Raw genomic sequence first — 20,301 nt, 5'->3', positions numbered from 1 at the left:
CCCCTGCACGCCGCCGTTTCGCACGGCTGCGGCCCGCGGTGGCCGCGGCATCCCCCGGCCTGTCAGACTGGGGCCATGAGCGTGATCGAGAACTCGAAACTGACCGTCGTCGGCGCGGGAGCGGTCGGATCCTCCGTGGCCTACGCGGCCCTCATCCGCGGCTCGGCCCGCCACGTCGCCCTCTACGACATCGCCGCGGAGAAGACCGAGGCCGAGGTTCTCGATCTGGCACACGGCGCCCAGTTCACCGGGTCGAGCGACATCATCGGCGGTGCCGACATCTCGGTCGCGAAGGGCTCGCACGTCGTGGTGATCACGGCGGGCGCCAAGCAGCGACCGGGGCAGACCCGTATCGAGCTGGCCGGCGTCAACGCCAACATCCTGAAGTCGATGATGCCGCAGCTGCTCGACGTCGCTCCCGACGCGACGTTCGTCATCGTCACCAACCCGTGCGACGTGCTGACGGTGCTCGCGCAGGAGACCACCGGCCTGCCCTACGAGCGCATCTTCGCGTCGGGCACCGTGCTCGACACCTCGCGACTGCGCTGGAAGATCGCGCAGCGTGCGGGCGTCTCCATCTCCAGCGTGCACGCCTACATCGTGGGCGAGCACGGCGACACCGAGTTCCCGCTGTGGTCGCACGCGACCATCGGCACCGTCCCGATCCTGGAGTGGCAGCCCCTCGACGGTCAGCCGCCGTTCACGGTCGAGGAGCTCGACCAGATCGCCGTCGACGTGCGCGACGCCGCCTACAAGGTCATCCAGGGCAAGGGTGCGACGAACTACGCGATCGGCCTGTCCAGCGCCCGCATCGTCGAGGCGATCCTCGACGATGAACACGCCGTCATGCCGGTCTCGGCCGTGCTCGACGACTTCCACGGCGTGAGCGGTGTCGCCCTGTCCGTCCCGGCGGTCGTCTCGGCGGCCGGCGCAGTGCCGATCCGCGAGACGTCGTTCTCCGACCACGAGCTCGGTCTGTTCCGTCGCTCGGCCGACGCCCTCCGCGAGGTCGCCGACTCGCTGCGCTGATCTCTCGCCGTCCATGCGGTGGCAGGCGCTACTGTCGGATGCCGCGACTAGCCTGAACGCATGGCATCAAAGCGCACCGCGACCACGAGCGCGTACCGCTGCACCGAGTGCGGCTGGACGAGCGCGAAGTGGGTCGGGCGATGCGGGGAGTGCCAGCAGTGGGGAACGGTGGTCGAGGCCGTGTCGTCGACACCGATGCATGCGGTGACGCCGCTCGCGCCGACGCGTGCGGCGCGCCCCATCACCTCGATCGACACGCGTGAGACGCCGCGGCGGACCACCGGCGTCGGCGAGTTCGACCGCGTGCTGGGCGGGGGCCTCGTGCCCGGTGCGGCCATCCTGCTGTCCGGCGAGCCCGGCGTCGGGAAGTCGACGTTGCTGCTCGAGGTCGCCGCACAGACCGCCCGCGCCGGTCGGCGCGTGCTGTACGTGAGCGCCGAGGAGTCGCTCGGACAGGTGCGCCTGCGCGCCGAGCGCACCAGCGCCCTCCACGACGAGCTCTACCTCGCGAGCGAAACCGACCTCGCCACGATCCTGGGCCATGTCGACGACACTCGTCCCGAGCTGCTGATCGTCGACTCCGTCCAGACGGTCGGCTCCAGCCTCGTCGACGGAGCGCCGGGGCATCCCAGCCAGGTGCGCGAGGTCGCGTCGACGCTCATCCGCGTGGCGAAGGAGCGTGATCTTCCGGTCATCATCGTCGGCCATGTCACGAAGGACGGGCAGGTCGCGGGGCCGCGCGTGCTGGAGCACCTGGTCGACGTCGTCTGCCACTTCGAGGGCGACCGGCAGACCGCGCTGCGCTTCGTCCGCGCCCTCAAGAACCGGTTCGGTGCCACCGATGAGGTCGGCTGCTTCGAGCAGACGAGCCGCGGCATCGCCGAGGTGCCCGACCCCAGCGCCCTCTTCCTCGGCCACGGATCACGCGAACCGGGCACCTGCGTGACCATCGCGATGGAGGGACGACGCGCACTTCCGGTCGAGGTGCAGGCGCTCACGCTGCCCGGTTCGGGCCCCAACCCACGGCGCATCGTCAGCGGCGTCGACGGCGCACGCGTGGCAATGGTGCTTGCGGTGCTCGAGAAGCGCGCCGGAATCCGGGTATCCGACCAGGACGTCTACGTCTCCACCGTGGGCGGCGTGCGTCTCATCGAGCCGGCCGCCGACCTCGCCATCGCCCTCGCCGTCGCGAGCGCGGTCACGGGGCGGGCCACCCCGAAGGGTCTGGTCGCCATCGGTGAGCTGAGCCTGGCCGGCGAAGTGCGAGCCGTCACTGCTCACGAGCAGCGCCGCAACGAGGCGAACCGGGTCGGCTATCGGTCCGTCATCGACACGGCATCCCGCGACCTGCGCGGCGCCCTGCGCGACCTCGCACGGCACCATCCGAGCGAGCCGAGCGACCGCCCCGACTTCTGAGCACGCCGCACGTCAGGCTTCGAGAGCGAGCGCGGCCAGCAGATCCGCCGGAGAGGCCTGCATCGCGTGCGGTCCGGCGATGTCGAAGAAGACCGTCGTGATCTCCGACTCGTGGGCCGCGAGGAAGCTGCGCAGCCACGCGGGCGAGTGCAGCGCCACCGCGGGGGGAAGAGCGGCGGGCTTGTTCGCCGCATCGCTGAACAGCAGCAGCGCGACATCGCCGGTGTTCGGATCGCGGTACGTCCAGACCTCGCCGGTATCGCGAGGGTCGTCGCGCTGACCGGGGCGCATGAGCGGCACCACCGTCGGGCCGTGACGCAGGGCGAAGGCCAGAGCTGCCATGTCCTGCGTCTGCAGGGCGTCGGCAAGCTGCGTGTTGCGGAATTCGAGCGGGGGCTTCGCGCGCTTCTTTCCGGCCATCCCTCCAGCATACGAGGCGCCTCGCGCGCCGCGTCGACTCGCCGGCCGCGCCCAACGTGACGGACCCTGCGCGAGAAAAGGGGGGGCCCTCTCGATCCCCACATTGGGGGCTGGGAGAATCGAGAGGGCCTGGGCTCATCGGGCGATCTGCCGAATGCCGGTCTTGGGGGTGACACGACGACCGCCGTTGGGGGCGACGGTGGCTCGCCACGAGAGCTACATACAAGGGTAGCCGCGCCCGCGAGACGGCGGCTAGTTCCCAGATGAGAAATCTCTCAGAGTCAGAGATATATCACTGCCTAGATATCCCGAATGGCGATGATCGCGGGCTCAGCGCAGTTCGAACACCTTCGTATCCGCCGCCTGGATGCCGCCGATCGACACCGAGAGGTGGTAGTAGCCCGGCGAGGCCTGCGGCCGCGACGACCCGCACGTGTCGACCGATGATCGCGTACGGTCCCACTGCAGCGGCGTCACGCTGGAGACGGTCTGACCCGCTGCGAGTTGAACGACCTGATCGCTGGACTCCGACTGGCAATCGGTCGAACGCCACCACGTGTCGGTGCCGCTGGTGATCACGAATGACTGCGTCGCGGTCCCCACGTTGATCAGGCACGCCGCGCCCGACGTGTTCGAGAGCGTGATCGACAGCTTGGGCAGCTCGCCCGCGCTGTACACGTCCTGATCCGTGACCGCCTGCACCGAGATGGCTGCCGTCGAGCAGGCCGCGACCGTGGGCGCCGTTCCCGAGGCGTCGGGGGTGGGCTCGGGCGCTGCCGGCGGCACTGAGGCATCGGCGGGTGAGACGGATGCGGTCGGAGCGGATGCCGAGGCGACGGGCGTCGTGGCCGACGGGCTCGATGCGGGCACGGCGGGCTGAGACGCACGCCACGGCTGCCAGATCGCGAGGACGATCGCCGCGATGATGACGAGGACGATCAGCACGGCGACGAGCCGGCGCCGCCGGTAGACGGCGGGGCTGGGGCGTCGCGAACGGCGCGTCGGGGTGCTCACTCCTCCAGGCTAGGCCGCGGCATCCCCGTCTCCTGCCGGGGCGCGCGGGGCTCAGAGGTTCTTCAGCATGCGGGTATTGCCGAGCGTGTTCGGTTTGACGTGCGCGAGGTCGAGGAACTCCGCGACACCCTCGTCGGGGCTGCGCAGCAGCTGCGAGTACACGTCGGGGTCGACCACCTGTTCGCCGATGGGCGCGAAACCGCGACGACGGAAGAAGTCGACCTCGAAGGTGAGACAGAACAGCCGCGACAGACCGAGGTCGATCGCGCGGTCCTCCAGCTGCGTCACGATCGCCCCGCCGACACCGTGATGCAGCCAGTCCTCCGCGACGATGAGCGTGCGGATCTCGCCCAGGTCCTCCCACATCACGTGCAGGGCGCCGCAGCCGATGAGCCCGCCGTCCTGCTCGGCGACGACGAACTCCTGCACCGATTCGTACAGGGTGACGATCTCCTTGCCGAGCAGGATCCGCCGCTGCACCCACGGCTCGAGAAGGGCGAGGATGCCGCGGACATCCGAGGTCCGCGCGGGCCGGACGACGGGGCGGGCCGGGCTGGTGCCTTCGGTGGGGTCGGCAAGGGTCACCGACCCACTGTATTGCCCCCTACGCTGGAGCCGGGAAGGACTTCGCCGTGAGTGTGTTGCGCGACTATGCCGCGACGGTGTCGCAGCCGACGCTGCCCTTGTCGCCGTCGGCCGAGGCGGTTCGCTACGACGAGTTCGTGGATGCCGACGGGGCGCTCCGCCCCGGATGGAAGGCGCTGGCGGCGCACGCCTTGAGCCTCACGGGCGAGGATCTGCAGCGCGTCGACGGCGAGATCGCGCGTTTTCTCGCGGACGACGGCGTCTCGTACCTGCGCGGCGACTCCGGACCGCAGCCATGGCAGCTCGACCCGGTGCCGTTCGTGTTCGACGCGGCCGGCTGGTCGCCGTTGGAGGTCGGGCTCGCGCAGCGGGCCGAGCTGCTGAACGCGCTGCTCGTCGACCTGTACGGACCGCAGAATCTGATGCGCGAAGGGATTGTGCCGTCGGCCGTCGTCTTCGGCCACTCCGGTTTCACTCGCCCGTTGGCCCGCGCGAGCGCCGTCGACCCTCATCCGCTGCTGCTGGCGGCGACCGATCTCGGGCGCGACGCCGAGGGCGAATGGCACGTCCTCGCCGATCGCGTGCAGGCACCGTCGGGTCTGGGCTTCGCCGCGGAGAATCGCCGGGTGATCTCGCAGGTGCTGCCCGACCTGTTTCAGGAGGAGAACCTCCACCGCATCGACCCGTATTTCTCGGCGCTGCGCGCCGCACTGCTGTCGTCGGTGGCCGCGGAGATCGATGACCCGCGGGTCGTCATCCTCTCTCCCGGCACGCTGAGCGAAACGGCGTTCGACCAGGCGTTCCTGGCGAGCGCGCTCGGTTTCCCGCTCGTGCAGGGCAGCGATCTGGTCGTGCGCGACGGGTTCGTCTGGATGAAGCCCGCCGGCTGGCCCCGCACGCGCCCCACCGACCGCATCGACGTGATCATCCGCAGGGTGGATGCCGCGTGGTGCGACCCCTTGGAACTTCGCGGCGACTCACGGCTGGGCGTCGCCGGGCTGAGTGAGGCCGTACGCCGCGGCCATGTGCGCCTGGTGAACGGCCTCGGAGCCGGCGTGCTGGAGAACCCGGGGCTGCTCCCCTATCTGCCCGCGGCGTGCGAATACCTCCTCGGCGAGCAGTTGCGCATTCCGTCGGTGCCGACGGTGTGGTGCGGCGATCCGGAGGCGAGGGACCGGGTGCTGTCGCGCGTGCGCGCGGGAGATCGGGGCCTGATCGTGCGCACGATCGACGAACCGCGCAAGGCGTTCAGCGAGATGTCGGCCGACGACCTGATCGCGCGAATCCAGTCGGCTCCGCACCGGTTCGTCGGGCAGGACCTGCTGCCGCTCTCGCAAACCCCGGTCTGGTCGAGCACCGACGATCTCGGTGCGCGTATCGACGCGCTGCCGTTGACGCTCCGCGCGTTCGCGTTGCGTTACGGGTCGGCGTACCGTCCGCTCGTCGGAGGTCTGGCGACCGTGCGAGAGAGCCCCGATGCGCTCCCGCGGACGAAAGACGTGTGGGTGCTGAAAGCCTCGGAGGACGACCCCGACCAGAACCTGACCGAGATCGCGCCTGCACCGACGGCCCGCAGCGTCCCGCCGCTGGCTCCCCGCGCGCACGCCGACATGTTCTGGACCGGCCGCTATGCGGAGCGCGCGGAAGACCTTCTGCGGCTGCTGCTGACGGCGCAGACCGAGCTCGACCAGCCTCGTGCCTACGTGGCGGGCCGGCTGGCCGAGAGCCCCCGCGTCCTGCTGGATGTGCTCGGGCGTCTGGCCGGAATGCGCTCGCTCGATCCCGAGGCGGAGTTCCGCTCGCTGCTGCTGGACGTTCGCCGTCCCGGCTCCGCCGCGCATTCGATCGCGCGGCTTCGCGAGGCGATGGAAGGCGTCCGCGACCAGCTCTCCGGTGACACGTGGCGGGTCTTCGCGACGATCGATCGCGCCACCCGCGCGCTGCGCGGCTCGTCCCACCCGCACCGCACGGCGGAGTCGGGAGGGCGCATGCTCTCGGCGATGCTGTCGCTGTACGGCATCACGGCGAACATGATCCGCGACACCGGCTGGCACATGATCGAAGCCGGCCGCTTCCTGGAGCGCGGACTGCAGCTGTCCGAACTGCTGTCGACGGGTCTGGCTGAACGCCACGCGCCCCGCGCCGAGCGCAGCGTCTTGGAGGCCGTCCTCCTGGCGGCCGAGAGCGTCGTGACCCACCGCCGTCGCTACCGCGGGTCGATGCGGGCCGCCGACGTGCTCGATCTGCTGCTGCTCGATCACAGCAACCCGCGCTCGCTCGCGTTCGCGCTCGCGCGTCTGCGCGAGCATCTGGCCGCCATGCCGGCATCCACGGGGTCGACCCGGGCGGAGCGCCTGCTCGATCATCTCGAAACGGAACTCGCCGCCATCGACGTCGCCGCGCTGGACGTCGTCGATAACGGTCGACGCGCCACGCTCGTCGCCTTCATGGCCGATGTGACGGCGCAGCTCGAACAGCTCTCGGATGCCGTCACCCATCTCCACTTCGAGAGCGGGCCGCCCGCCGTCGCGATGACCGACCTGTCCCTCGTCGAGTTGATGGAGGCCCGCGCGTGATGCGTTACCGCGTCTGGCACCGCACCGCCTACACGTACGGCAAGCCCGTGCAGGACAGCGTCGGCCAGTTCCATCTCGTACCCCGCGGCCTGCCCTGGCAGGAGGTCACCGAGGCGAGCGTCCAGGTCGACCCGACTCCGGGCGACATCGCGCCCGACACCGACGCGTTCGGCAACTCGGCCACCTACTTCCACCTCACCGACCCGCACGAGGCGCTGACGATCACCGCATCGAGCGTGGTCGCCGTCGAGACGCCCACATACGACGCCGACGCGCTCGCACTCCCGTGGGAGCAGGCTCGGCCGTTGCTGAACACTCATCTGCCCGAGGCGTGGCGGGCCGTCGAGTACGCCCTGGAGTCGCCGCGGGTGCGCCACGAGCCGGAGGCCGCGGCGTACGGTGCCGTGTCGCTCACGCCCGGTCGACCCATCGGTGAGGCCGCGACGGATCTCATGCAGCGGATCTACCGCGACTTCGACTACGACAAGACGGCGACCACCGTCACCAGCACCGTGGGCGATGCGATGCGCGCGCGGGCGGGGGTCTGTCAGGACTTCGCGCACGTGGCGCTCGCGTGCCTGCGCTCGCACGGGGTCGCCGCCCGCTACGTCTCGGGCTACCTGGCGACGCAGCCGCCGCCCGGCAAGGAGCGGGTGTTCGGCGCCGACGCGTCGCATGCGTGGCTCGCCGTGTGGCTGCCCGGCACCGACCAGTGGCTGGCGATCGACCCGACGAACGACCAGTGGGCGAACGACCGCTACGTGACGGTGGCGTGGGGTCGCGACTACGGGGACGTCGCGCCGGTGCGCGGCATCATCTTCACCAAGGCGAAGAACTCGACGCTGCGCGTCTCGGTCGACGTGGCTCCGCTCGATGCGGCGGCGACCGCTGCGTCACTTCCTCCCGCGGCGACAGGAACCGCATGAGCGCCCCCGCCAGAGACCTACGACCCGTCATCGGCCTCACGACCTACCTCGAGCGCGCCCAGCAGGGTGTGTGGGACGTGCGCGCGGCCTTTCTGCCCCAGGTCTACCTCGACGCGACCACCGCGGTCGGCGGCGCGGGGGTGCTGCTGCCACCGCAGCCCGACCCGGATGCTGCCGCCGACGCGGTGCTCGACGGTCTGGACGGGCTGGTCCTCACCGGCGGCCTCGACGTCGATCCCGCTCTCTACGGCGCCGCGCCCCACCCCGAGACCGACGAGCCCCGCACCGATCGCGATGCGTGGGAGTTGGCGCTGCTGGCCGGCGCACGTCGTCGCGGGATGCCCGTTCTCGGCATCTGCCGGGGTCTGCAGCTGGCGAACGTCGCCGCGGGTGGCACACTGCACCAACATCTGCCGGAGGCGCTGGGCACGGGCCGCTATCAGCTCGGCGGCGGGGTGTTCGCGACGAACACGGCGACGGTCGAAGACGGCACACGACTGGCGGACATCGTCGGCGCCGGCGACCTGTCGGTGCGCAGCTACCATCATCAGGGCATCGATCGGGTCGGCGACGGTCTCGTCGTCAGCGCCCGCAGCGACGACGGTCTCCCGCAGGCGATCGAGACGATCGAAGGGCCGTGGTTCGTCGCGGTGCAATGGCACCCCGAAGAGGATGCCGCCGACCGGCGCCTGTTCGCCGCGCTCGTCGCCGCGGCCCGGCGCTTCCGCGCCGCCCGCTAGACGTTTCGACTCACGCCCCCGCCGCGTTCACACGCCGAAGGGGCGGATGCCGCCGCATCCGCCCCTTCGTACAGCGATCGAACCGGGTCAGCTTCCGGCGACGATGTCCGGCGTGGCCTCGATCGCGCCGACTGCGCCGACACCGACCGCGACCTTCTCGCCGCGGGGACCGTGCTCGAACAGGAAGGTGCCGTTCTCGGCATCCACCTTGACGTGGTCACCGGGGTTGAGCTCGCCGTGCAGGATCCGCTCGGACAGCTGGTCCTCGACCTCGCGCTGCATGGCGCGGCGCAGGGGGCGGGCACCGAGAGTCGGGTCGAACCCGATCTCGATGAGCCGGTCCTTGGCGGCGTCCGTCAGCTCGACCGTCATGTCACGGTCTAGCAGACGCTCGCTCAGTCGCTTCGTGAACAGTCCGACGATCTGGCGGAGCTCGGCCTTGTTGAGCTGCGGGAAGACGATGACGTCATCGACGCGGTTGAGGAACTCGGGCTTGAAGTGACGCTTCAGCTCCTCGTCGACCTTGCCCTTCATCCGCTCGTAGGTCGTCTGCGAGTTGCCCTCGACCTGGAACCCGACCGGGCCGCCGGCGATGGCCGACGATCCGAGGTTGGTGGTCATGATGATGACCGTGTTCTTGAAGTCGACGACGCGGCCCTGACCGTCGGTCAGGCGACCCTCTTCGAGGATCTGCAGCAGCGAGTTGAAGATGTCCGGGTGAGCCTTCTCGATCTCGTCGAAGAGCACCACAGAGAACGGCTTGCGCCGCACCTTCTCGGTGAGCTGGCCGCCCTCTTCGAAGCCGACGAACCCCGGAGGGGCACCGAACAGCCGCGAGACGGTGTGCTTCTCGCCGAACTCGCTCATGTCGAGCGAGATCAGCGCACCCTCGTCGTCGAACAGGAACTCGGCGAGCGCCTTGGCCAGCTCCGTCTTTCCGACGCCCGTGGGGCCGGCGAAGATGAACGAGCCGCTGGGACGCTTCGGGTCCTTGAGGCCGGCGCGCTGACGACGGATCGTGCGGCTGAGCGCGGCGATCGCCTCCTCCTGGCCGATGACCCGCTGGTGCAGCGCCTTCTCCATGAAGACGAGACGGCTGGTCTCCTCCTCCGTGAGCTTGAAGACCGGGATGCCGGTGGCCTGTGCGAGCACCTCGGCGATCAGACCCTCGTCGACCACCGCGTGGCTGGCGACGTCACCGCTGCGCCACTGCTTCTCGAGGCGCAGGCGCTCGGCGAGCAGCGACTTCTCCTCGTCGCGGAGAGCGGCGGCCTTCTCGAAGTCCTGCTCCTCGCTGGCGGCCTCCTTGTCCTCACGGACCTTGGCGATCTTCTCGTCGAACTCGCGCAGCTCGGGCGGGCTCGACAGGATCGACAGACGCAGGCGCGCGCCGGCCTCGTCGATCAGGTCGATCGCCTTGTCGGGCAGGAAACGGTCGCTGATGTAGCGGTCGGCGAGGTTCGCCGCCGCGACGATGGCGCCGTCGGTGATCTGCACCTTGTGGTGCGCCTCGTAGCGGTCGCGCAGCCCCTTCAGGATGTTGATCGCGTGGGGCAGGCTCGGCTCGGCGACCTGAATCGGCTGGAAGCGGCGCTCGAGCGCGGCGTCCTTCTCGAAGTGCTTGCGGTACTCGTCGAGGGTCGTGGCGCCGATCGTCTGCAGCTCGCCGCGGGCGAGGAGCGGCTTCAAGATGGATGCCGCGTCGATCGCGCCCTCGGCGGCGCCCGCACCCACGAGGGTGTGGATCTCGTCGATGAAGACGATGATGTCGCCGCGCGTGCGGATCTCCTTGGTGACCTTCTTCAGGCGCTCCTCGAAGTCGCCGCGGTAACGGGACCCGGCGATGAGCGAGCCGAGGTCGAGCGAGTAGACCTGCTTGTCCTTCAGCGTCTCGGGGACGTCGTTCTTCACGATCGCCTGGGCGAGACCCTCGACGACGGCGGTCTTGCCGACGCCGGGCTCGCCGATGAGGACCGGGTTGTTCTTCGAGCGGCGCGACAGGATCTGCATGACGCGCTCGATCTCCTTCTCGCGCCCGATGACGGGGTCGAGCTTGTTGTCGCGCGCGGCCTGCGTGAGGTTGCGACCGAACTGGTCGAGCACGGCCGAACCGCCCTGGGCGGCCTGCTGGTTCTGCTCGCCCGCGCCGGCGGCGACACCCGCGGGCTCCTTGCCCTGGTAGCCGCTGAGCAGCTGGATGACCTGCTGGCGCACCTTGTTGAGGTCGGCGCCGAGCTTGACCAGCACCTGTGCGGCGACGCCCTCGCCCTCGCGGATGAGACCGAGCAGGATGTGCTCGGTGCCGATGTAGTTGTGGCCAAGCTGCAGCGCCTCGCGCAGGCTCAGCTCCAGCACCTTCTTCGCGCGCGGCGTGAAGGGGATGTGGCCGGTCGGCTGCTGCTGGCCCTGGCCGATGATGTCCTGGACCTGCTCGCGGACGGCATCCAGCGAGATGCCCAGGCTCTCGAGCGCCTTGGCGGCGACGCCCTCGCCCTCGTGGATGAGACCGAGCAGGATGTGCTCGGTGCCGATGTAGTTGTGGTTGAGCATCTTCGCCTCTTCTTGGGCGAGGACGACCACACGACGGGCACGGTCCGTGAATCTCTCGAACATTCGTCGACACTCCTCAGGCGCACGGTTCTCTGGTGCGCTTACGTCGAGGGTAACGACCAGCGGATGCCGGTATGCCCGTGTTCGCCGTCGGCGCACCGGCTCGCGAACTCCGCAGAATCTCGCGCACTCCGCACGCATCCGCCGAAACGGATGCGGAGTACGTCGCTTTCTGCGGACTTCGCGTGGCGGCGTCCGAGGCGCGCCCGGCGGGACTCAGCCCGCGATGGGGATCGTGACGGGAGTGGCGAACTGCGCGTCGCCGCCGGAGAGCGTCGCGGTCGCCCCGGATGCCGCGCCGCCGCCATCCACGACGGCGAGGGCGATGCGCGGAGCCATGTCCATCGTGCAGGCCCGATCGGCGGGCGGGTCGACGAACGTGACCGCGACATCGGTGCCGGTGCTGACGGCGCTCTGCACACGCGGCGCGCACGATGACGAGCCCCACGTGAGGATCGCGAGGGCATTGCCGTCGATCCAGCCCGCGGACGGCGCGTACTCCGCCACCGCCGGTCCCGCGTAAGGCTCCAGCGTGACCTGACCGCGCGCGGTGCCCAGAGAGACCGTGAGGGAGAGCTTCGCGGCGGCATCCACACCGTTCGGCAGGCTCACGAGGCTGGCACGCGGAGCCAGGTCTGCGGTGCACACCGCCTCGCCCGTCGGGTCGACCAGCGTGACGGCGACGCTCCCGTCGGCGTGCACAGAGACCTCGGATGCCGAGGGGACGCAGCTTGAGGATCCGTGCGTGACCACGGCCACCGCGCGGCCCCCGTCGAGCCAGCCGGCGCTGACGTCCAAGACCTGGGTGCCGCCCGTCTCGGAGGGAGATCCCGCCGGGAATGCACTGCCCGCGGCGCATCCCACCAGAACGAGGGTTGTCGCTGTGACGAGGGCGGACAGGGAGAGCGTACGGCGGATCGTCATGCGCCCATCCTGACCGAGACCTCTGAAGCCGTCCCGTGAACGCGATCACGTCCCGGTAACGACCGGGGCGCCAGCGAGGTGCCGCTTACTGCAGTGCGGAGGTGAGCCGGGCGAGGTTGTCGAGCACCGTGGAGCGCAGCGGTTGCTGCTGCCACTCTTCGAGCGTCAGCTCGCGGCTCAGCGCCCGATACTCGTCTTCGACGGCGCGCAGCTGCGAGACGAAGTCCTCGCCCCGCACGAGGAGGGAGATCTCGAGGTTCAGACCGAAACTGCGCATGTCCATGTTGCTCGAGCCGACCACCGCGACCTCGTCGTCGATCGACATCGACTTGGAGTGCAGGATGAACGGCTTCTTGTACATCCAGATCTTCACCCCGCCGCGCAGCAGCGCCTCGTAGTAGCTGCGCTGCGCGTGGTAGACCATCGCCTGATCGCCCTCTTCGGACACGAACAGTTCGACGTGCACGCCGCGCTGGCAGGCGGTCTGGATGGCGAGCAGCAGCCCCTCGTCGGGGACGAAGTACGGCGAGACGATGATGATCTTCTCGCGCGCGGAGAACAGCAGCGTCATGAACAGCTTCAGGTTGTTCTGGAACTCGAACCCGGGGCCGGAGGGGATGACCTGGCAGTCGAGGTCACCGTTGCCGGTGTGCACCTGGAACAGCTCGATGCCCTCGACGATCTCGTCGGTCTCGCTGTACCAGTCGCTGAGGAAGACGGCGTTGACCGACGCCACGACCGGCCCCTCCAGACGCGCCATCATGTCCACCCAATGAAGTCCCCGCTTGATGTTCTTGCGCAGGTTGTACGTGGAGTCGGTCACGTTCTGCGAACCCATGAACGCGGTGTGGCCGTCGACGACGAGCAGCTTGCGGTGGTTGCGCAGATCGGGACGCTGGTACTTCCCGCGCAGCGGCTGCACCGGCAGCATCAGCTGCCACGTCGCTCCCATCGCATCGAGTCGCCGGCACGTCTGCGCGTAGAACGGCTTGCCGCGGTTGGCCCAGTGATCCAGCAGCACCCGCACGACGACGCCGCGCTTCACGGCATCCTCGAGGGCATCGAAGAATCCGGCCGTGGTGTCGTCGCACTGCAGGATGTAGAACTCGGCGTGCACGTACGTGGTCGCCTGACCGATCGCCGCCGCCATCTCGTCGATGCTGTCTTGATAGCCGGAGATGATGGTCGCGGCGTTCTCGCCCGACAGCGGCATCGCCCCGAGGTTGCGGTTGAGGCGGACGAGCTGTGCGAACCACTGCGGTGGATCGGGGCGCAGGGTGCCCAGGTCGAGCCCGTGACTCGTCGTGCGGATGTAGTCGTTGATCTGCTGCTGCTTCTTGCGGCGCTTGCGAGGCAGCCGAGGATTGCCGATCAGCAGGAACAGCAGCACACCGATGATCGGGATGAAGTAGATCGCCAGCAGCCAGGCCATCGCGGCCGTCGGGCGGCGGTTGCGAGGCACGATGATGATCGCCAGGATGCGCACGGTGACGTCGGTGACGAAGACCAGGATCACCCAGGCGAGCGCCCATCCGGTCTGATCCACGTCGCTCTCCCCGCTGTCGGACTCCGCTCAGCGTATCGAGAACGGGCGACTCAGGTGGCGCGAGGCGCGTCGGGGCCCGCCGTGTCGGCAGCGCCGACGGGCGGCAAGCCGCGCTTGGCGCGTTCTTCGTTCTCGATGCGCGCGTAGACCCGACGCTCCGAGCGATCCATCCGGATGATGGCGCGCAGCACGAACACGAACAGTCCCAGCACGACGACGGTCGGCAGGAGCGACCAGGCGACGGCGGTCCAGTACGAGTCCATGGCTCCATGCTACGCCGCTGCGTGCGGGCTCCTCCCCAGAAGCGAGTGGGTCGCGGGTTGTCCACGACGGCGCCGCCGACGCGCAGCTCCCGCGCCCGCACGCCCAGACTCTCGGCATGTCCACGATCGTCCGCGCCGCCGATGCGGCACAGTTCCTCTCCGTTCTTCCGCACCTGCTCGGCTGCACGCCGCGCGACAGCGTCGTGGTCGTGCCCTTGTCGCAGGGACGCACGCTCGGCGTGATGCGGGTCGACCTTCCGTCCGAGACCGCGGCGGCCGGCGCCGCCGCCAGCATCATCGGCATGGCCTGTCGAATCGTCGACGTCGAGGCGGTGGTACTGGTCGTCTACACGGATGCCGAGATCAGCGACGATCCGTCGCCACGTCTCCCCCACCCCGCGGTCATCGCCGCCCTCCGGACGCGCGCCGACGAGTGCGGGCTACCGGTCGCGGAGGTCTTCGTCGTCGCGGCGAACGGCTGGGGATCGGCGCTGTCGAATCGGCTGCCGCCCGGCGGCCACGACCGCGCACGCATCGCCCCGCGCGACGATCTGCCGCCCGAAGCCGTGGACGGCCCACCCGCGGTGGACCAGGCGGCCGGCGCACAGTTGCCGATACCCGGCGCTGCGCGTCGGCGGGCCGTCGGACAGGCGCTGCGGTCGCTGGACGCGGCACTCGAGACCATCTGCGGCATCCCGCGGGTGAGTGGGGCCACGCCCGCTCGCATCGACCCGGCGGCACTCGAGGCCGCGTGCGCGCTCGACGACCTCCCGGCGCTGTTCGAGCGCGCTCTGTCGTGGAACCCGGATGATCTGGCTCCGATGGATGCCGCGTCAATCGGCTGGTGCCTCGCCCGCGCAGGACTGCGCGACGTCGCGCTCGTGCAGTGGGCCAGTGACGTCGACGGCGGAGATGCGGCCATGGAGGCCCAGCGGCGGTGGGAGGACGGCGAGCTGTATCCGAGCGATCTCGCCGAGGTGATGTGGGGAGACGGCCCGCGACCCGATGCCGAGCGTCTCGACGCGGCGCTGCGCCTGGCGCGCAATGTCGCCGCCCTCATGCCGAAGAAGCGCCGGGCGGGCGCTCTGGCGGTGTGCGGTTGGATTGCCTGGGCGCGTGGGCGCTCCACCCACGCCGACGCCTACGTCCGCCAGGCACTCCACGCCGACCCCCGGCACGGCCTGGCCGAGATCGTCGGGTCGTTCGTCGCCGCCGGACACCTGCCCGACTGGGCGTTCCGTGCGCGGTAGAGATCAGGCCGGCGCCTGGTCGAGCTCACCGAAACCGTCGTCGACGAGCCGACGCACCGTTTCGACGGCGGCAGCGGCGTCCGGTCCGCTCGCGCTGATGCGCACGGTGGCGCCGCCCCCGGCTCCCAGCGCGAGCAGCCCGATCATGCTGAGGGCGGATGCCGGGCCGGCACCGGTCGTGAGGTTCGCGATCGAGACGTCCGCATCGAAGGCGCCGACGGCCTTGACGACGAGGGCCGCCGGCCGCGAGTGCAAGCCCATCGGATTGCGCAGCACCGCCTCGACGGACGCGTCGGATCCGACGGCGCCAACGGGCGCGTCGGAGGCCGCGGGGGGCATCGGCGCGTCCGCGGATGCCGCAGGGGCGTGCGCCTGCTTCGCCGCGAGCGCTGTCGACACCTCGTTCGCAACGTCGTCGAGGCCTCCGCCCGCCGCCGCTCGCACGAGCCCCGCGGTGATCCCCTCCACGAACGGCCCGTCGCTGATACGCACCGCAACGGTGCTCGTCCGCAGATCCAGAGCGAGCTCCGAGCTGAGCACCGCTGAGCCGAGATCGGTGATGATCAGCACACCGTCGGCGTCGGCGAGCGCATCGATGGCGTCTGCGATGGCCGCCGCGTCCGTGCCGAAGCCCCCGTCTGCTCCCGAGGCGATCCGCACCGCCGGGGCCTCGCCGTGGATCATCTGCATCCCGAGATCGACGGCGGCCCGGGCCAGAGCTTCACTGTGCGAGACGATGACGAAGCCGATCACGCGGCTTCCCCCGCGGCGGCGTCCGCGAATGCTCTCAGCAGCAGGGCTGTCGACGCCGACCCCGGATCGACGTGACCGGCACTGCGTTCACCCAGGTACGAGGCGCGGCCCTTCCGGGCGACGAGCGGCTCGGTGTCGGCGCTGCCCTGCTCGGCCGCGTCGGCTGCGGCCGCCGCGGCAGCGGCGAGTGTCGCTCCTCCCGACAGGGCGGCCTCGAGTGCGGTCAGCGCCGGACCGAACGCGTCGATCATCGTCTTGTCGCCCGGCTGCGCGTGACCTCTCGCGACGACCGCAGCGACGCCGGCCGACAGCGCGTGCGCCCACTCCACGGCCGACATCGATGCTCCGGCGGGCGCGTTCTTGCCCATGTCGAGGAAGAGGGTGCCGTAGAGCGAGCCGCTCGCTCCACCGACCTTGCTGACGAGGGTCATGCCGACGGCTTTGAAGAACTCCGGAACGCTCTGCGGCGGTGTGGCATCCAGCTTCGCGACGATCGCGGTGAAGCCGCGGAGCATGTTGGTGCCGTGATCGGCGTCGCCGATCGCAGAGTCGAGCGCGGTCAGATGGTCGGCCTCCGTCGTCAGGCGGGCGTCGCTGAGCCGCACCCACCGGTCGAGAACATCGAGGGTCACGGTGTCCGTCGTCGCGGCATCCGTCATCTCAACGTCCCCACCGCAGGGCGCTCGTCTCGACGGGAGCATCCCACAGGCGCAGCAGCTCGTCGTCGGCGCGCAGAAGGGTGAGGGAGCAGCCCGCCATGTCGAGGCTCGTGACGTAGTCGCCGACGAGGCTGCGGGCGACCGTGACGCCCTTCGCCGCGAGGGCGTCGGCGATGTCGGCGTACATCACGTACAGCTCGATGAGCGGCGTGCCACCAAGCCCGGTCAGCAGAGCGATCACCGGAGCGCCGGTGAAGTCCAGGTCGGCGGTGATCGCTTCGACGAGCTCGGCGGCGATGTCGTGCGCAGGGGCCAGGGGCACGCGCGTGCGCCCTGGCTCGCCGTGGATGCCGACACCCATCTCCATCTCGTCATCCGGCAGATCGAAGCTCGGGTGACCGACCGCGGGCACGGTGCAGCTGGTGAGCGCGACGCCCATCGAGCGCCCGTGCGCGGCGACGTGCTCGGCGACGGCCTTGACCTCCGCCAGGCTCTTGCCCTCGGCTGCCGCCGCCCCGGCGATCTTCTCGACGAGCAGGGTCGTGCCGACACCGCGACGCCCGGCCGTCCACGTCGAGTCCTTCACCGCGACGTCGTCGGCGACGATCACCGACTCCGAGGCGATGCCCTCGTCGGCGGCCAGTTCGGCCGCCATCTCGAAGTTGAGCACGTCACCCGTGTAGTTCTTGACGATGAAGAGCACGCCCGCACCGGAATCGACGGCCTGGGCCGCGGCCAGCATCTGATCGGGCGTCGGCGAGGTGAACACCTCGCCCGCGCACGCGGCATCGAGCATGCCCGCGCCGACGAAGCCGCTGTGCAGGGGTTCGTGTCCCGAACCGCCGCCCGAGATCAGCGCGACGCGACCCTCGCGGGGGGCGTTGCTGATGACCACGCGGTTCTCATGGTCGACGGTGAGCTCGGGGTGGGCGGCCGCGACGCCGCGCAGGGCATCGGCGAGCACCGATTCGGCCGAGTTGATGAGCTTCTTCATGCGCGGATCTCCTCTTCACTGAGTTGTCGCAGGTGGTTCTCGCCGTCGTTCTTCGGCGGCCTCATCGCGGAGGTAGGTTTTCGACATCATCGACTGCGATTCGTCTATGTCGAATATCTGCCCCATTTGCACCCGTGTCAAGAGGTAGTGTGACGTCAACCGTCCGCGTGCGAAAGGTCTCGGGATGATCCAGTCCATCGACCGCGCCGCGCGCATCCTCTCCCTGCTGCAGGGTGCGCGGCGCCTCGGCATCAGCGAGCTCGCCGTCGCCCTCGACCTGCCGCCGTCGACGGTGCACGGCCTCGTGAAGTCGCTGCAGGAACACGGTCTGGTGATTCAGGAGGCGCGCGGCAGCCGCTATGCCCTCGGCCCGGCGCTGCTCACCCTCTCGAGCGTGTACCTCGACACCCTCGACGTGCGCGCACGGTCGCTGCGGCGCATGCACGACCTGTCGCATCGCACCGAACTCGCGTGTCGGCTGGGTGTCGCGCACAACACGGACGTCCTCGTCATCCACCACGATCGCCGGCCCGACGGCACGGAGCAGATGCCCGAGACGGGGATCACCCTCCCGGCCCACGCCTCCGCCCTCGGAAAGGTGCTGCTCGCCTACGACGACGACTTCCGCACGGAGGTGCTCGCTCACCCCCTGGCCGACCTGACCGGCGACACGGTCACCGACACGGCCGCGCTGCAGGAGCAGCTGATCGTCGTGCGGGACGGTGCGCTGGCAACCGAGAACGAAGAGGCCGTCATCGGCGACGCCTCCGTCGCCGTTCCGGTCACAGGCGAGGACGGCACGGTGATCGCTGCGCTCGGGGTCGTCTTCCCCGCGCCGGTCTCGGAGCTGGATGCCGCAGCCCTCAAGGAACTGCGCGACGCGGCACAGGCGATCTCCCGCGACCTGGGAGCTCCGAGCTGGCCGCCCCGAGCGGGCGCGGCGGTCTGATCAGCGCCACGGGCCGTTGAGCGCGCGCAGCGCGTCGACACGCCCCGCGGGCTACTTCACCAGCGGGAAGAGGATCGTCTCGCGGATGCCGAGTCCGGTGATCGCCATGAGCAGTCGGTCGATGCCCATTCCCATGCCACCCGTCGGCGGCATCCCGTGCTCGAGCGCGCGCAGGAACTCCTCGTCGACGCGCATCGCCTCATCGTCACCACGGGCCGCGAGCTTCGCCTGCTCGACGAAGCGCTCACGCTGGATGACGGGGTCGACGAGCTCGGAGTACCCCGTCGCCAGCTCGAAGCCGCGCACGTACAGGTCCCACTTCTCGACGACTCCCGCGACGGTGCGGTGCTCGCGGACGAGCGGCGAGGTGTCCAGGGGAAAGTCCATGACGAAGGTCGGCCGCTCCAGGCCGCCCTTCACGAAATGCTCCCACAGCTCTTCGACGTACTTGCCGTGCGTCGCGACCTTCTCGGGCACCTCCACGCCCACCGACGCGGCGAGCGCCTTCAGCTCGTCCAGCGGGGTCCCGGGCGTGATCGGAGTGCCCGCGGCATCCGAGAGGGACGCGTACATCGAAATGCGATCCCACTGTCCGCCGAGATCGAACTCCGTCCCATCGGCCCACGTGACCGTCGTCGAGCCGGCCACGGCGATCGCCGCGTTCTGGATGAGCTCCTGCGTGAGGTCGGCGATGCCGTTGTAGTCGGTGTAGGACTGATAGGCCTCGAGCATCGCGAACTCGGGGCTGTGGGTCGAATCGGCACCCTCGTTGCGGAAGTTGCGGTTGATCTCGAACACCCGGTCGATGCCGCCGACGACGGCGCGCTTGAGGAAGAGCTCGGGAGCGATGCGAAGGTACAGCTCGGCGTCAAACGCGTTCGAGTGCGTCACGAAGGGCCGCGCCGCCGCCCCGCCGTGCTGCACCTGCAGCATGGGAGTCTCCACCTCGAGGAACCCGTGATCGGTGAAGGTCTGGCGCAGCGACGCATTCACCTTGGCGCGCGCGATGACCGTCTCCCGCGCCTGATCGCGGGCGATGAGATCGAGGAAGCGTGAGCGCACCCGGCTCTCCTCGCTCAGCTCGCTGTACAGGTTCGGCAGCGGCAGCAGCGCCTTCGCCGCGATCACCCAGTCGGTGACCATGATCGACAGCTCGCCGCGGCGGCTGGAGATGACCTGACCGGTCACCGAGACGTGGTCGCCGAGGTCGACGAGGTCCTTCCAGGCCTGCAGCGACTCCTCGCCCACTTCGGCGAGCGACACCATCGCCTGGATGCGGCTGCCGTCGCCGGCCTGCAGCGACGCGAAGCACAGCTTGCCCGTATTGCGGCTGAACACGACGCGTCCGGCGACCGACGCGGTGACACCGGTCTCCGCGCCGGCCTCGAGATCGGCGTAGCGCGCACGCAGAGCGGCGATGGTGTCGGAGACCGGGACGGTCACCGGGTAGGCGCCGCCCGCGGCATCCGCCCGCTCGGCGAGCAGCCGCTCGCGCTTGGCGAGGCGTACCGCCTTCTGCTCGTGCACGTCGGCGAGGTCCGCTCCCTCGGCGTCAGGGGCGGCCGGGACGGGCGTGGACGCGGCGTTCGGCGTCTGAGTCATGGTGCGGGGCTCCTCGGAATCGACGTTCCAGTCTATCGAGGCGCG

Annotated in this window: 18 protein-coding genes; 7 read left to right on the top strand and 11 right to left on the bottom strand. The window is 69.9% G+C overall.

Annotated elements, in window-relative coordinates; translation table 11 throughout:
* Nucleotides 1-75: 75 nt before the first annotated feature.
* Together CEP17_RS11530 and radA are read left to right on the top strand one after the other, a co-directional pair.
* Nucleotides 76-1,029 (top strand): L-lactate dehydrogenase, encoded by a 954-nt coding sequence (locus CEP17_RS11530; protein ID WP_016463670.1) that lies wholly within the window; start codon nt 76-78, stop codon nt 1,027-1,029.
* Nucleotides 1,030-1,089: 60 nt separating this feature from the next.
* Nucleotides 1,090-2,445 carry a DNA repair protein RadA gene (radA, locus tag CEP17_RS11525; RefSeq protein ID WP_112932342.1) on the top strand — a complete coding sequence of 452 codons (1,356 nt, stop codon included), beginning with the start codon at nt 1,090-1,092 and terminating at the stop codon, nt 2,443-2,445.
* A 12-nt stretch (nt 2,446-2,457) separates the two neighbouring features.
* Here radA and CEP17_RS11520 read toward each other — a convergent pair whose 3' ends face one another.
* The 3 genes from CEP17_RS11520 to CEP17_RS11510 form a co-directional block, all read right to left on the bottom strand.
* Nucleotides 2,458-2,865 carry a dehydrogenase gene (locus CEP17_RS11520; RefSeq protein WP_112932341.1) on the bottom strand — a complete coding sequence of 136 codons (408 nt, stop codon included), beginning with the start codon at nt 2,863-2,865 and terminating at the stop codon, nt 2,458-2,460.
* A gap of 330 nt (nt 2,866-3,195) precedes the next feature.
* A complete protein-coding gene (locus CEP17_RS11515; RefSeq protein WP_239498517.1) occupies nt 3,196-3,879 on the bottom strand; it encodes a hypothetical protein in 684 nt (227 codons plus the stop codon).
* A gap of 51 nt (nt 3,880-3,930) precedes the next feature.
* Nucleotides 3,931-4,464, bottom strand: coding sequence for an amino-acid N-acetyltransferase (locus CEP17_RS11510; RefSeq protein WP_112932340.1), 534 nt, complete (start codon nt 4,462-4,464; stop codon nt 3,931-3,933).
* 47 nt (nt 4,465-4,511) lie between these two features.
* Here CEP17_RS11510 and CEP17_RS11505 point away from each other — a divergent pair, with 47 nt between their 5' ends.
* The 3 genes from CEP17_RS11505 to CEP17_RS11495 are packed head-to-tail and all read left to right on the top strand — an operon-like array spanning nt 4,512 to nt 8,706.
* Entirely contained in the window at nt 4,512-7,040 is a 2,529-nt protein-coding gene (locus tag CEP17_RS11505; protein WP_112932339.1) for a circularly permuted type 2 ATP-grasp protein, read from the top strand.
* On the top strand, nt 7,040-7,966 hold the full coding sequence (locus tag CEP17_RS11500) for a transglutaminase family protein (RefSeq protein WP_239498631.1): 927 nt from the start codon (nt 7,040-7,042) through the stop codon (nt 7,964-7,966). Before CEP17_RS11505 ends, CEP17_RS11500 begins: the two co-directional genes overlap by 1 nt.
* Nucleotides 7,963-8,706: a gamma-glutamyl-gamma-aminobutyrate hydrolase family protein gene (locus CEP17_RS11495; RefSeq protein WP_112932337.1), complete on the top strand. Its 744-nt coding sequence runs from the start codon at nt 7,963-7,965 to the stop codon at nt 8,704-8,706. Before CEP17_RS11500 ends, CEP17_RS11495 begins: the two co-directional genes overlap by 4 nt.
* 87 nt (nt 8,707-8,793) lie before the next feature.
* Here the strand turns inward: CEP17_RS11495 and CEP17_RS11490 are convergent, their stop codons facing one another.
* The 4 genes from CEP17_RS11490 to CEP17_RS11475 all read right to left on the bottom strand — a co-directional run bounded on the left by CEP17_RS11490 (nt 8,794) and on the right by CEP17_RS11475 (nt 14,049).
* Nucleotides 8,794-11,319, bottom strand: a complete 2,526-nt coding sequence (locus tag CEP17_RS11490; RefSeq protein ID WP_112932336.1) for an ATP-dependent Clp protease ATP-binding subunit — start codon at nt 11,317-11,319, stop codon at nt 8,794-8,796.
* A 213-nt stretch (nt 11,320-11,532) separates the two neighbouring features.
* Nucleotides 11,533-12,240: a hypothetical protein gene (locus CEP17_RS11485; RefSeq protein WP_112932335.1), complete on the bottom strand. Its 708-nt coding sequence runs from the start codon at nt 12,238-12,240 to the stop codon at nt 11,533-11,535.
* A gap of 85 nt (nt 12,241-12,325) precedes the next feature.
* A complete protein-coding gene (gene cls, locus CEP17_RS11480) occupies nt 12,326-13,786 on the bottom strand; it encodes a cardiolipin synthase (protein WP_112932334.1) in 1,461 nt (486 codons plus the stop codon).
* A gap of 50 nt (nt 13,787-13,836) precedes the next feature.
* Nucleotides 13,837-14,049: a hypothetical protein gene (locus CEP17_RS11475; protein WP_036286013.1), complete on the bottom strand. Its 213-nt coding sequence runs from the start codon at nt 14,047-14,049 to the stop codon at nt 13,837-13,839.
* Between the two features lie 116 nt (nt 14,050-14,165).
* Between CEP17_RS11475 and CEP17_RS11470 the strand changes: the two genes are divergently transcribed.
* Nucleotides 14,166-15,299 (top strand): DUF4192 family protein, encoded by a 1,134-nt coding sequence (locus tag CEP17_RS11470; protein ID WP_112932333.1) that lies wholly within the window; start codon nt 14,166-14,168, stop codon nt 15,297-15,299.
* Nucleotides 15,300-15,302: 3 nt separating this feature from the next.
* Here the strand turns inward: CEP17_RS11470 and CEP17_RS11465 are convergent, their stop codons facing one another.
* The 3 genes from CEP17_RS11465 to dhaK are packed head-to-tail and all read right to left on the bottom strand — an operon-like array spanning nt 15,303 to nt 17,705.
* Nucleotides 15,303-16,052, bottom strand: coding sequence for an HPr family phosphocarrier protein (locus CEP17_RS11465; RefSeq protein ID WP_112932332.1), 750 nt, complete (start codon nt 16,050-16,052; stop codon nt 15,303-15,305).
* Nucleotides 16,049-16,711 (bottom strand): dihydroxyacetone kinase subunit DhaL, encoded by a 663-nt coding sequence (dhaL, locus tag CEP17_RS11460; protein WP_112932331.1) that lies wholly within the window; start codon nt 16,709-16,711, stop codon nt 16,049-16,051. Before dhaL ends, CEP17_RS11465 begins: the two co-directional genes overlap by 4 nt.
* Nucleotide 16,712: 1 nt before the next feature.
* The gene (gene dhaK / locus CEP17_RS11455; RefSeq protein ID WP_112932330.1) at nt 16,713-17,705 is read right to left on the bottom strand and encodes a dihydroxyacetone kinase subunit DhaK; all 993 of its coding nucleotides are present in this window, start codon (nt 17,703-17,705) and stop codon (nt 16,713-16,715) included.
* A gap of 184 nt (nt 17,706-17,889) precedes the next feature.
* On the opposite strand from dhaK, the gene CEP17_RS11450 reads away from it, so the two are divergent.
* Nucleotides 17,890-18,654 carry an IclR family transcriptional regulator gene (locus CEP17_RS11450; protein WP_112932329.1) on the top strand — a complete coding sequence of 255 codons (765 nt, stop codon included), beginning with the start codon at nt 17,890-17,892 and terminating at the stop codon, nt 18,652-18,654.
* 51 nt (nt 18,655-18,705) lie between these two features.
* On the opposite strand, the gene lysS is transcribed toward CEP17_RS11450, so the two are convergent.
* On the bottom strand, nt 18,706-20,256 hold the full coding sequence (gene lysS, locus CEP17_RS11445; RefSeq protein WP_112932328.1) for a lysine--tRNA ligase: 1,551 nt from the start codon (nt 20,254-20,256) through the stop codon (nt 18,706-18,708).
* Between the last annotated feature and the right edge of the window lie 45 nt (nt 20,257-20,301).

The organism is Microbacterium sp. PM5 (assembly GCF_003293595.1).
Taxonomy (GTDB): domain Bacteria; phylum Actinomycetota; class Actinomycetes; order Actinomycetales; family Microbacteriaceae; genus Microbacterium.
The sequence above is the reverse complement of the archived record's forward strand: the minus strand, read 5'-3'. Positions and strand labels throughout refer to the sequence as shown.